This window comes from Enterococcus sp. 2STP (assembly GCF_032465635.1).
Taxonomy (GTDB): Bacteria; Bacillota; Bacilli; order Lactobacillales; family Enterococcaceae; genus Enterococcus_B; species Enterococcus_B lactis.
This window is the reverse complement of record NZ_JAWDJH010000021.1, coordinates 1-12,712: the sequence shown is the minus strand read 5'-3', so window position 1 is coordinate 12,712 and position 12,712 is coordinate 1. Positions and strand designations below refer to the sequence as shown.

The 12,712-nt window shown below is 37.8% G+C and carries 13 protein-coding genes and 1 riboswitch; of the genes, 3 read left to right on the top strand and 10 right to left on the bottom strand.

Annotation, left to right across the window (positions count from 1 at the left end):
* Window positions 1-37: 37 nt before the first annotated feature.
* Window positions 38-171: riboswitch (FMN riboswitch) on the bottom strand.
* A gap of 456 nt (window positions 172-627) precedes the next feature.
* The 3 genes from RWU19_RS09250 to RWU19_RS09240 form a co-directional block, all read right to left on the bottom strand.
* Window positions 628-744 (bottom strand): putative metal homeostasis protein, encoded by a 117-nt coding sequence (locus RWU19_RS09250; RefSeq protein ID WP_002288644.1) that lies wholly within the window; start codon window positions 742-744, stop codon window positions 628-630.
* Window positions 745-980: 236 nt separating this feature from the next.
* Complete coding sequence (locus RWU19_RS09245) at window positions 981-1,232, bottom strand: helix-turn-helix domain-containing protein (RefSeq protein ID WP_002309856.1); 252 nt, start codon at window positions 1,230-1,232, stop codon at window positions 981-983.
* A gap of 89 nt (window positions 1,233-1,321) precedes the next feature.
* Complete coding sequence (locus tag RWU19_RS09240) at window positions 1,322-1,543, bottom strand: helix-turn-helix domain-containing protein (protein WP_002309857.1); 222 nt, start codon at window positions 1,541-1,543, stop codon at window positions 1,322-1,324.
* Window positions 1,544-1,701: 158 nt separating this feature from the next.
* Between RWU19_RS09240 and RWU19_RS09235 the strand changes: the two genes are divergently transcribed.
* From RWU19_RS09235 to RWU19_RS09225, 3 genes are all read left to right on the top strand, one after another.
* Window positions 1,702-2,415 carry a hypothetical protein gene (locus RWU19_RS09235; protein ID WP_086311315.1) on the top strand — a complete coding sequence of 238 codons (714 nt, stop codon included), beginning with the start codon at window positions 1,702-1,704 and terminating at the stop codon, window positions 2,413-2,415.
* A gap of 12 nt (window positions 2,416-2,427) precedes the next feature.
* Window positions 2,428-3,495, top strand: a complete 1,068-nt coding sequence (locus RWU19_RS09230; protein WP_123838209.1) for a hypothetical protein — start codon at window positions 2,428-2,430, stop codon at window positions 3,493-3,495.
* A 98-nt stretch (window positions 3,496-3,593) separates the two neighbouring features.
* Window positions 3,594-4,070 carry an NUDIX domain-containing protein gene (locus RWU19_RS09225; RefSeq protein ID WP_123838208.1) on the top strand — a complete coding sequence of 159 codons (477 nt, stop codon included), beginning with the start codon at window positions 3,594-3,596 and terminating at the stop codon, window positions 4,068-4,070.
* 102 nt (window positions 4,071-4,172) lie between these two features.
* On the opposite strand, the gene RWU19_RS09220 is transcribed toward RWU19_RS09225, so the two are convergent.
* From RWU19_RS09220 to RWU19_RS09190, 7 genes are all read right to left on the bottom strand, one after another.
* On the bottom strand, window positions 4,173-5,198 hold the full coding sequence (locus RWU19_RS09220; RefSeq protein ID WP_002313933.1) for an FUSC family protein: 1,026 nt from the start codon (window positions 5,196-5,198) through the stop codon (window positions 4,173-4,175).
* Window positions 5,199-5,473: 275 nt separating this feature from the next.
* Window positions 5,474-5,905 carry an HIT domain-containing protein gene (locus RWU19_RS09215; protein WP_002336611.1) on the bottom strand — a complete coding sequence of 144 codons (432 nt, stop codon included), beginning with the start codon at window positions 5,903-5,905 and terminating at the stop codon, window positions 5,474-5,476.
* 126 nt (window positions 5,906-6,031) lie between these two features.
* Window positions 6,032-6,961, bottom strand: a complete 930-nt coding sequence (locus RWU19_RS09210; RefSeq protein WP_002292658.1) for an ATP-binding cassette domain-containing protein — start codon at window positions 6,959-6,961, stop codon at window positions 6,032-6,034.
* A complete protein-coding gene (locus RWU19_RS09205) occupies window positions 6,951-8,039 on the bottom strand; it encodes an ABC transporter ATP-binding protein (RefSeq protein ID WP_123838207.1) in 1,089 nt (362 codons plus the stop codon). Before RWU19_RS09205 ends, RWU19_RS09210 begins: the two co-directional genes overlap by 11 nt.
* Before the next feature lie 10 nt (window positions 8,040-8,049).
* Entirely contained in the window at window positions 8,050-8,961 is a 912-nt protein-coding gene (oppC, locus tag RWU19_RS09200; protein ID WP_047928056.1) for an oligopeptide ABC transporter permease OppC, read from the bottom strand.
* A 25-nt stretch (window positions 8,962-8,986) separates the two neighbouring features.
* Window positions 8,987-10,468, bottom strand: a complete 1,482-nt coding sequence (locus RWU19_RS09195; RefSeq protein WP_123838206.1) for an ABC transporter permease — start codon at window positions 10,466-10,468, stop codon at window positions 8,987-8,989.
* An 81-nt stretch (window positions 10,469-10,549) separates the two neighbouring features.
* The gene (locus tag RWU19_RS09190; RefSeq protein WP_123838205.1) at window positions 10,550-12,535 is read right to left on the bottom strand and encodes a peptide ABC transporter substrate-binding protein; all 1,986 of its coding nucleotides are present in this window, start codon (window positions 12,533-12,535) and stop codon (window positions 10,550-10,552) included.
* Window positions 12,536-12,712: the final 177 nt, after the last annotated feature.

Sequence of the window (12,712 nt, the reverse complement as noted above, 5' to 3'; positions counted from 1 at the left end):
TAAATCGATTTTAATAAATAAAACCGACCTTCAGTCAACTTTTCTTCTCCCATCCAGACTTTAACTGTCGGTGCCAGATTTTCACTGGCTCAACCACAAAAATGTGGGTCACGGACTTCGAGTAAACTCGTCACCGTCGGTCGGGAATTACACCCTGCCCCGAAGAAATATTCAATTCGTTTAGAGTATATTCTTAAAGCTCAAGTGTGTCAACCTAAAATAAAATGGAGTATAAACACCCGCATTTAATCAAGGTTATTCGCATGAATAGAATAATATATCCAAAAAATGAGACGTTTATGGTCACACTTTTGGTCACAGTTTAATTCAATTCAAATCTAATCACGCTAGCTATACCGTTAAAAATCCCAACAAATCAGTGTTGAATTTTCTTACTTCCTAATAGGCTATTGAGTGGGAATAAACAAAAATAATTGAAAATAGAACTGTGACAAAAATCGTGTCGCAGTTCCTTTTTCCGAATAACCGGTGTTCCAGAAGTAGCTTCTTCGGAAATAAGCCGAAATTACACAAAAATGTGAGAAGTAAATTTCGTCAATTCCTTCTTATTTCTTGAAGCTGACCACTTCTGTCACAACCTCATTTTTTTATTAAGTTTCCTTCTTCTTACCTTTTTCCACTATTTCGTTTCACATCTTTGATGATTTTCAACGCACGTTTTCGTGTTTTGATATTTGGGCTTTTCAAACGGCGATACGCACTTGAGATATCTGTTTTTTCCATATAGACGACCCACTTTCTTCTTTGATTGTAGTCATGTTAAAGAATGCAAATCGAAATAATTACGATTTGCATTTTGAATGGTATCAAATGTCAAAAAGAAAGTCAACCTGCTAAAACGAGGCTATGGCAAAAGTCGTGTCACAATCACTTTTTCCGAATGAATAGTGTTCCAAAAGGTGCTACTTCGGAAATAAGTTTTATTATTACATATGATCTACCAATTATTCTTCCCACATTCACATCTTACCGTTTCCGATTGTCTTAAACAATTCAGCTACTTCTTTTTGCGAACAGTCGTAAAAACGAAAAATTTTTTGTAACATCTCGTAACTGGGACGCGATAGACCTGTTTCCCATTTGGAAAGTGTTTGTCTTGTGATACCTAATTGTCGTGCAACGAAATCTTGTGTATAACTTCGGTCTTTTCTTTTTTTTGTCAGCCATCGAGCAAATACCATCCAAGCATCCTCCTCGTTGTTAAACCGCATCCATTTCCCTCAATATCAACTATATTAGAAACATTTGTAATTGAAAAGAGTCTATAACGATTGGGATCTTAAAAAAGAAATGGTGTACCCTAGTTCTTTGTTTCTCTTTCTCTTGTAAACAGTTCTGAAATCTCTTTAGCTGAGCATCCATACAAACAAATCAATTTATAGAGCATCTCATAACTTGGATATGACCGGCCATTTTCCCAATTGGACAAACCTTGTCTTGTAATATGTAACTGAAGTGACACCCATTTTTGAGTATACCCTTTTTCCCTTCTCTTCTCACGCAACCACTGATGGATCTCCATCCCTCGCTCCTTTCATTTAAGTATTCTCTCCCATATTAACTATAACGGAAAATTTAGGAATTGAATATATGGCGCAATGATTTGTGTCTTACATTTGATTGCTAGTTAGAATACACTGTAATTGTTGAAATATAAAAAAATAAAAGGAGTGTTAGAGAATGAAAAAATCGGTAATAGGTGGAATAATATTAGGAATGTTTTTTATGAGTAATGGTGTTCAAGCTACTGAAATAAGTAAAATTGATCGATTGCTTGAATTACAACCAGGATTATCACAATCGGAATTATTAGTTAGTATTGATGAGACTGCAAGAACTATGAATATTAGTAGAGAAGAAGTTATTGAAATATCTCTATCGGAATTAGAAAGCGCTATCGAAGATACAGAGAAAGAAATGCGGCAATTACGCGGCGGAAGTTCAGGAAACAAGAAACTAGGAACTGCTCTTAATAAAGGCGATATTTTCTATACTCCTTCTTCTACTTTAGGTATTCCACATGGTCATGTAGGTATTTATTATGCATTTAACAGAATTGTTGAATCTATTCCAGAAACTGGTGTTAGAAACATTAGTTATGTCGGTAGAAATGTAGAGCCAAATGCCGTGATGCAATCTGTTTCCACTACTCAAGCAAAAAGAAATGCGGCAGCTAATTGGGCAAATTCCAGAGTAGGTATTGATGGCTATTCTTATAATTTCGCTACGAATCGACAAACAGCACATACTGGTGCAAAAAATTGTTCTAAACTGGTGTGGAGCGCCTATCTCTTAAATGCAGGAATTGATATCGATAGAAACGGAGGGACTGGTGTCTATCCGTTAGATATCCGAGACTCGAACTTGACTAGAACATATCAGACAATTAGATAACGAGGAGTAGAAATGAAAATCAGACATCTATTTTATTTTATTGGATTGCTTTTATTATCAGGATGTTCTACTTCAGGAAAAAATCTTTCAGGTGATTATGATTATTATCTCTATTTTTCGAATACAATGGACAAGTTTGTAACATCTGGCAGATTCGTTGGTATCGGAAAGAAGGATCAAGTGATTTTAAAAACAGAAGGACTGGAACTAGGCACTTTCGTACAACATGATCAAAAAGTCTTTTTATCTGATCGAACGCATGACTTTGTTTATACACCTCATTCAGGAAAAATCGAAAAGGAAAAGCGCCAAACAAAAGAACATACAGGAATAGACAGCGTCATATTGGACGGGAAGCTGGTTACTTTGTTCAATCATGGCTATCCAGATACCGATGACATCCTTTATCAAAACAATCTTTATTTTAATAATGACTATACGATTATCAACGGGCATATTTTTTCGACTGGAAACGATGAGCAGTCTCTCTATATTTTACGTGACGAAGAAATAGGAAAATTATTTGTTGATAGACTCTATCTTTCTGAAGATACGCTTATCAGTGAGAACCTTGGTTCGTTCCCCAATATAGAAGGGAGTGAATATCTGATAGGTTATCGGCTAAATGTTCATGAAAACCACTTATACGGAGTGGCTTTTGATTTTGCTAATAATCGGCGAGCTGGATTATTTAGCTATTCGCTGAAAGATTCATCGTATACATTTAAAGAAACAGACCGAGAAATAATACTGGAAGATATAGGATTCAGTTTTTCAAAAGGAAGTTTTATTTATAAAGATCAGCTTGTTTACTTTTCAAGTAACGGCACGATCTACTTTATTGATCTTGAGACTGCAGAAACTACTAAAAAACTCCCGACAAACATGGATCTTAGTGGGGTATTTATTGTCTCCGTGATTGATGATGAACACGTAGCGATTGCTACCCATGATCATAATAATAATCTAATCATCTGGGAACTCGACCTAAGTAGCTTGTCTCTTACGGAAAAGCGACGTGTAGAACCTTCACTATGGAGAAAGCAAGAATATCTGTACGACTTTCAAGTAAAGCGATGATTATCTCAAAAAAGTTTGCCCAGCCGCCAACATAAACAAAAATTGATGATAAAATAAATATAAAAATTTTTTTGCGAAAAAGATTGGTGGGCGTTGGAATGGAAACAAATGATTTGCGTATGGTAGAAGAGAATTTTCAATTTGATATACGGGCATCTGGAATTTTATGGAATGAGGAAACAGATGCTATTCTTTTGAGCAGGGAAAACAATGAACATGGCATCCAAGTATTGCCTGGCGGAGCGGTCAAACGTTTTGAGACAAGTCAACAAGCCGTTGTTCGCGAGATGCTAGAGGAAACTGGTTATGAAACAAAAATCGTCCGTTTGCTTGCCCTTATTGAAAGTACCTTTTCAATTGAAGAAAACACAGATAAAACCTATCAGCAAATCAATTTCGTTTATCTTTTGAAACGTGTAGCTCACTCGGATAGACATAAAATCGTTGCATCAGAAGAAAAAGTGCGACCAGTTTGGAAACACAGACAAGAGGTAAAAAACGTGAAACCAACTATATTAAACGAAATCATTGCGGAATTTCCTACTTCTGTCCGCTTTGAAGTATCATTCGATTAATTGAGGTTGTGAAAAAGCCGCTCAGTTTTGAGTATTAAGAAAAAGGTTGTGAAAATGACTTTTTCACAACCTTTTTTAGCACATATACTTCTATTTGTCCTTCTATTCTAATTTCTTTCGAACGACATTTAAATAATGTTGCAGCCCGACATTCATTACCCACGCAACACCTAAACCGATGAAACTTCCTATGATGATTCCTAAAAAACGATATTCGATCAAAGACATCAGATAGGCCCCGCGAATAAGTGTAGATAGCATCAACGCCATGGGATTAAGAAAAATATTAGCAACTGCGTAATTTCTAGCAACTAGAAATTGTGCGATTCCGTAAAGAAACGTAATCAGAAAAATCGTCTGCAGTTGCGTGAACGGCACAAATGACAAGACTGCTGACACACATAACCCACCCATCGATCCAATCAGATATTGGACTTGTCGATGCTTCATCGCATCCAAATTTTCCGCCAGCAAAATCGATGCACATGACAAGGTCAACCAATAAGGATTATGCAGATTCAAGCCATGACTGACATAAACGGACAGAAACAAGGCGGCACTGTAGAAAACAGAATCAATGATCACCAAAGGCTCTTCATGAAACCTTTCTTTTAGAGTCGCTTTTTCAATTGTCTGCTCAGGTCGTGAATCCAGTAATTTTGTAATCACTGCCGCAATCAGGGCAAAAACGACACCCATAAAAAAATAAAGCGAGACGATCGGTAATTGAGCGATTGGCAGCTGCATACTCGTTCCCATGGCAGAAAGCATCGCAAAAAACAAGCCACCTGGTTTAGAGATATGGAATAATCGCAACACGAATCTGCTGGAAAAAGCAACCAAAGCTACAGCAAATGGTTCAAGCCATAAAACATAAGTTGACAAAATCCCTAGAACGAAAGCAAACAAAAGTCCACAACCGATCAAAAACATACGTTTCAGCAAAGATTTCATCGGTATGTTTTGATAATAGAAAAAAGTAAAGATCCCTAATGATGAAAAACTTGAAATCAAAAAGTCATGATTTATGTAACCTAACCATAATACGATAAAGATAAGTAGCATCAGGTTCATGATACGAAAAGGATTATCTTGTATTTTATTGAAACGAAAATAAGTCTTGAACAATCTATCCCTCCTTCCTAGTGATTTGAAAAGAAGCTGAATCAAAATGAAATACCAATCCCGTTTGTCAGCATTACCTAGTATAACAATTATTTCTTGATTTTTCATAAAATTAGTATCAAGAAGAAAAAGGCTTGGAAAAGTCAAAACAAAGAACGAACATTCGAGTCGTATTAACAAAAAAAGATAAGGTAGCAAGTTTTCTAAGCAACTCGCTACCTTATCTTTTTTTATTAAAAACCGAATGAATCGTATCTAAGAGCGTACATTCTTCTCTTTTATGCACTGGATTTTTCTCCTGTCCTTTGTCTCATATCAAGAAGCTGGTGCATAGTCTCTAAATCATTCATCGCGCCGGTAAATAAGGGCCAAGCATCCACCCCATCTTGTTTTTTTCTAGGAATAATATGGAAATGAAGGTGAGAGACATGTTCTTCTACTGTCTCATCTTCTGCTTTGATCAAATTGACGCCATCAAAACCGCAATTTTCGACGCAATGAAGAGAAACCGCTCGAATGACGTTCATCAATTCAATAAATAGTTCTTGCTCGCAATCAATTAAATTGACCCGATGTTTTTTGACTAGAGCGATCATATGACCATCGACATCTCCTGCGTTATCTAAAAATACAAGAATATTTTCACTCTCAACTATTTTTCTTCGGTGCAATCTTCCATTCACTATTTTACAAAATAAACAATCCTCCAATTCATCCACCCCTTTGTGGACTAAGAAGGGGTAAGACTTCTCTGTCTTCCCCTTGCTTTTACCAAAATATCGATTAACTATCATGTTTGATCACCTGACTTTCGGTGTCCAGTCAAACTGCAGATCTCACAATTTTCGATACGCTTCTAATTCCTTTTGATTCCCGTATACAAAATGTCCGGGGCGTACTTCCTCGAAAACCGGACCGTCTTTTGTATAATCATGTATGCTAGGATCATACACATGTAATTTTCTTTTCCTTGCTAAAATAGGATCTGGTATAGGCACAGCTGAAAGCAATGCCTTTGTATATGGATGAAGCGGATGGTTGAATAACTCTTCCGTTTCAGCTAGTTCTAAAATATGTCCTTGTCTGATCACAGCGATCCTATCTGAAATAAAACGTACGACTGATAGATCATGAGCGACAAAAAGATATGTCACTTCTCGTTTTTTTTGTGCATCTTTCAGTAAGTTCAACACTTGCGCACGGATCGAAACATCTAAAGCAGAGATTGGTTCGTCCGCTACGACTAATTCAGGTTCCATCACTAATGCACGAGCGATCCCGATCCGTTGTCTTTGACCGCCGGAAAATTCGTGAGGATAGCGGTACATATGCTCTGGAAGTAGTCCGACTTCTTTGATGATTTTTGCCACCTTTTCCAAACGTTCTTCTTCCGAGTGGAACAGGTTAAAATTATAGAGACCTTCTGAGATAATATATTCTACTGTTGCCCGTTCGTTCAACGATGCGGATGGGTCTTGGAATATCATTTGGATCTTACGGATTTTTTCTGCTTGTTCTTTTTTCGACAAGGGACCATTGATCTTTTTCCCTTCAAAGAGAATATCCCCTTTGCTTGTCGGATTTAACCCAATGATTGCTCTGCCAATCGTCGTTTTGCCTGAACCAGATTCTCCTACGAGAGAGAACGTTTCTCCTTTATAAATATCAAAGTTGGCGTCTTGGACAGCTACGAACTTGCTTTTTCCTTCTCCAAAAGTGATTTCTAAATCTTTTACAGTTAACAAAGTTTTTTTATCAGCTGACAACTTGCTTCCCCCCGTCTTGCTCTTCACTATCCAATTCTGCAGCCAAAGCAATCATTTTTTCATGAAGATTTTCGATTTGTTTTGGTTTAAGTACTTTCGGTGCACGAGGATCCAGCAGCCAAGTCTTCGCAAAATGGGTTTCGGATACTTGGAACATAGGCGGTTCACTAGTAAAATCGACCTTCATCGCATAGGCGCTGCGAGGCGCAAAAGCATCTCCTTGGATATCTTTATATAAAGAAGGTGGTGTTCCTGGTACAGAGTAAAGCACATCTCCTTTTTGTGCTAATTGTGGTAAAGAAGAAAGCAAGCTCCATGTATAGGGATGTTTTGGATCATAAAAAATTTCTTCAACTGTTCCGCTTTCGATGATCTGTCCAGCATACATAACAGCTACTTTGTCTGCTATAGCCGCGACAACGCCCAAATCATGGGTGATAAAAATCGTTGTGAATTGATATTCTTCCTGAAGCTCTTTGATTAGTTCCAAGATTTGTGCTTGGATCGTTACATCCAAAGCGGTTGTCGGTTCATCACAAATCAAGATTTTAGGTCGGCAAGCCAATGCAATAGCAATGACGATCCGTTGTCTCATCCCACCAGAGTATTGGAAAGGATATTCATCATATCTTTTTGCCGCATTAGGGATTCCTGTTTTTTCCATCAATTCGACAGCTAAGCGTTTCGCTTCTTTCGCTGATTTCTTCTGGTGTTTGATGATGACTTCTGAGATTTGTGAGCCAATTGTTTTGATAGGATTCAGTGAAGTCATAGGATCTTGGAAGATCGTCGCGATTTCTTTTCCCCGAATATCTTCCCATTCTTCATCCTTTTTCAATTCGCTTAATATCTTGTCTTTATAGCGGATCGTTCCTGAAGTGATATTGCCGTTTTGTTCCAGCATCCCGGTGAATGTTTTTGTCAGAACTGATTTTCCTGATCCTGATTCACCAACGATGGCTAATGTTTCTTTTTCTTTTAGCTCTAATGAGACATTTCTGATCGCTTTTAATTCACGGTGACGAACATGGAAGCTGACCGAGATGTTTTCTACTGATAAAATTGTTTGTTTCTCCATTGTTTGCCTCCTAAATATGTGTTCTTGGATCTGCCGCATCTGCAAGAGTTTGTCCTACGATGTATAAAGAAACAGAAACTAACGCCAGTACAGTCACAGGAATCCAGAAAAGATAAGGGTAATTGCTCATGTTATTCGTATATTTTGCGATCAATCGTCCGAGGGAAGGAACATCACTGCTTAACCCAACGCCTAAGAATGAAAGAAAGGTTTCATATGAAATAAACGAAGGTAGCGCTCTAGATACATCTGTCACGATGATAGAAATCAGATAAGGTAGGATATTACGAAAAATCATCCGCAAGGTCGGTGTTCCTAGTGTTTTTGAGGCTAAATTATACTCGCGGTCGCGGATGATCATGACTTGTACCCGAATAAAGTAAGCTACGCTCAGCCAGCTCGTCACACACATCGCAAAAATCAAATTCCAAAATCCGGAACCAAATGTATACGAGAGAACGATAACGATCAGTAAAGTTGGCACATTCGAGATGATGTTGTAAATTTCCAACATGAAACGGTCAATTGCTTTCGATGTTCCCCAAATCGCCCCTACTACTACACCAATAACTGTAGTGATCAATGTAGCAATGACACTGATGGAAATTGATGTTTTTGCCCCTGCCCAAACTGCATCGAATAAGGACATGCCGTTAGCATCCGTACCAAACCAAAATTTTGCACTTGGTGGATTATAGCGTTTCGTAAAATCATTGATATCTTTTACATCCATAAATTTGTATCCGCTGAATAATGGCTGAATAAAGCTCATCAATAAGACAGCCAGCATCAGTATCAGCATAAAAATCGCAACTTTGTTTGAAAAGAATTTACGCATGACCGAACGCCAATACGAATACTTCGGCGTATCAATCTTTTCTGAAGCTAACGAATTCGTTTCTACAAAAATGAATTCGTTCATTTGTTCTGTTTTCACATTTTCCAAGCTATTTTCCTCCTGACGATAGTTTGATTCGCGGATCGACTAATGCCATCGCAATATCCCCGGCTAAGATTGAAAATACGGATACTGTGGTAAAGACAAAAACGATTGCGATAACTAATGGATTGTTATGGGTAATGATCGCATCAGGGAGCATTTTCCCCATACCTGGTGCAGCAAACACTGTTTCTGTGATCGTCGCCCCAGCAATCGCTCCGATGATACTTCCTGGAATCCCATTGACGATTGGGATAGCTGCATTTTTGAAAATGTGTTTTCTAGCAATTTCTTTCGCATTCAAACCTTTTGCTTTCGCAAATTTAACATAATCGGAAGACTGTTGGTCGATCATGTAACGTCTCAGCCAAATAACGATTCCAGAAACAGACAATAGTCCTAGAATCACTGTCGGTAATATATAGGAGCGAATATCTTGTGCGCCCAATGCTGGGAAGGAATCTGGCAAAGAAAACCAGCTGCTTCCAATAAATCGGAAGAAATAGATAAAGGCTAGACTTGGCACGGAGATCAGCACCGTTACGATAGCGATCCCTGCTTTATCTGGTATCTTTCCTTTGTAACGAGCCATCAACATCGCAGCAGGTATACCGATCGCATAAGCAATAATAACAGCGACAGCTCCCATACGAAATGATGTACCGATCATCGATGGGTCTTGGTGATTCGTGTCTGTGATGACGTAATTATCAGAAAAATATTTTTTGTCTCGTGAAGAGATGTTTTTTGTTTTCTGATATTGACGGAGATAGATATTAGCAGAAGAGCGTGCTGTAAAATCATCATTAAATGTTGTCTCTGTACTTTCTGTTTTCCCTTGTCCTCCTGAGATGATGCTTGTTACCGCTTGTCCGGCAAATGTCGGATATGAAGTGCCTAGATTCAAATGAACGATATTTTGATGGATATAAGGAAATTGTCCATTGAAATAGATTTGGTATTTATATTGTGTTCCTGAACCGACAAGTGCCCAACCGACCAACTCATCGTTTTCGATACGCAGAGAATGTTTTAAGTTAGGATTGCTGGCATCTTTTACTTTCCATGGGTGATCGATTTGGATCATATTCGCATAGAAATTCACTACGCGTTTTACTAATGGAATATCTTTTGTCGCATAATATTCTTTGCTGATTGGAAATTGTTTGAGCGTCCAACCATTTTTCTTCGCCCAATCTTGGTATTTTTCTTCTAACTGCTCAGAAGAGGCTTTTTCTGATGAACTGCTTCCTACTTCTTTTTTCAGTTCTTTCGTCGTGTGGTATTCGATATAACCCATCTTGCTGAAGGCTGTATTTTCATAATCTGCCAGTTCATCTGGTTTTGCCTTTAATTTTCCGTAATTCACATCATTTTGAAATATCGTTTTTCTCGGAACAAGTGAATAGATCACCGCATAGGTTAAGGTAGTTACAAGAAAAATACTAAGTATAGAGCGCAGGACCCTAAATAAAAGGTATCTTTTCACAATTTTCCCTCTCTTTCATCATATAAGTAAAAAAGGCTACAATAGAAATTGAAAGCCTTTTTTACTATTCATTCAGCTAAATTACTTAGAACTTGTTGTTTCTGCTTCTTTCGCAGTTTCTTCTTTTTTCGTTTCCCAAGCTTTCTTCGCTTTGTCGTATTGATCTGTTGTGACGATATCGCTTTGTACTTCTACATATTTCAATTTGTTTGCAGCAATACCTGCCCAACCATATGGTCCGCTAAATGGTACTACATTTGTGACACGCGGCGTCCCACCATCTGCATAAATTGGTACTTGCAAAGCATTATCTAACAACCAAGCTTCTGCATCTGCATAAGCAGTGTAACGAGCATCTAAATCATCAGTGATAGCAGCGGCTTTATCCAATAATGCGTCGTATTCAGACAAGTTCATTGCTTTTTTCGCAGCAGTTGATGGATCCGTTCCTTGTACTACGGCAGAAGCTTCCAGTCCAAGTGTATGGATCATATCCCCTTTGCGTGAATCATAGATATTCAAGTAAGAAGATGGATCAGTGTAGTCTGGACCCCAACCAGAGGCATTTGTAATGTCAAAGTCGCCAGCTTGTCCGGTCGTCGCTTGATAAGTAGCAGCTAAATATTTATCTTCATTCAATAGTTGAACATCAACCACTACGTTATCTGATCCTAAAGAAGTTTCCACTGATTTTTTCAAAGATTTGACCATGTTGACACTAATCTCAGAAGTTTCCTCAACTGGCATATCTAAATGAATAGGGAATTGCACACCTTTTGCTTCTAGTTCTGTTTTTGCTTTTTCCATATATTCTTTGGCTTTGTCTGCGTTATAATACCCATCTTGTCCATCAGATAAATTTACATCGCCAAAAGCATCGGAATCCAGTGCTTTTAATTTACTTGCCACTGTATCACCGTAAGGTTTTCCGCCAATTTCTACAAAATCGGCAGGAACAAGTGTATTACGTAATGCTTTAGTGGCTCCTTCTTCTCCTACACTTTGTGCGTTATAGCTCTTCTTATCAAATCCGAATAGAATAGCTAAACGGAAATTGCGGTCTAAAATAGCTTTCTGTGTATCTTCTTTTTCTTTATCTGTTGTTTTTGAAGTTGCATCAAATGTACCTCGGTTAAAGTTAAATGTTAAATTGTATGTGGATCCACCTGTTTGAGACCAAGTCACACCATCTGGATAAGCTTTTGTTACGTCTTTATATCCTGGTGAATTTGGATAAACACGAGCAAGAGATAATTCTCCATTTTCGTAAGATTTAAATAACCCATCGGGATCACTTCCATCATTGTAGGTCCATTTTACTGTGTCTAAATGGACATTTTTAGGATCCCAATAAGATTCATTCTTCGTATATTCGATAACTGATTTAGCTGTATTGTTTGCAAGGATGAAGGGTCCATTATAAAGGATGGAGTCTGGTGTTGGTTTACCGAAATCTTTCCCTTTTGATTTTAGGAACTCTTCATTGATTGGATATAAGATACCGTAAGTCGTTTTGGAGTTCCAGAATGGTTCAGGTTTATTCAATGTGTATTGCAACGTATAGTCATCTACTGCTTTTACCCCAACAGTAGAAAAATCATTCGTTTTACCATCTATATAATCAGATAAGCCTTTGATACTATCTGCCACGATATATAACGTTTCTGATTGTACATCTACCGCGTGTTTCAACCCAGTAACAAAGTCATTTGCTGTCACATCAGCCCCATACTCATTTCCTTCACTATCCACCCAAGGAACACCTTTGCGAAGATGATACGTATAAGTCAACCCGTCATCACTAACTTCCCATGACTTAGCCATATCGCCTTTCAGGTTCCCATATTGGTCATTTTCCAAAAGACCTTCCACAAAGTTAGTATAGTGGTCACTATTCGTTTTACGGGATGAGAATGTGTAATCTAGCGTTTCAAGATCTGTTACATATACAGAACTATATTCTGATACAAGGTCACTTTTCTTTGAAGAGCTAGACCCTTTTGCATTACTCCCGCATGCTCCCAGCATAACGGCACTTACTAGAAGCAAAGCTAAAACTTTTTTCATATAATGTATATCCCCCTCTTATTTATACTGCTTTCACCCTTTTCAACCCCTATTAACCAGATAATTGCGCAACATGTTTAATTAATAAATCACCTGAAATAATTAAAAGATAATGAAAGTTATTGAAATAATACATTTGGCGTTAGGCAATGTCAAGGTGATTCAGCAAAATAATTC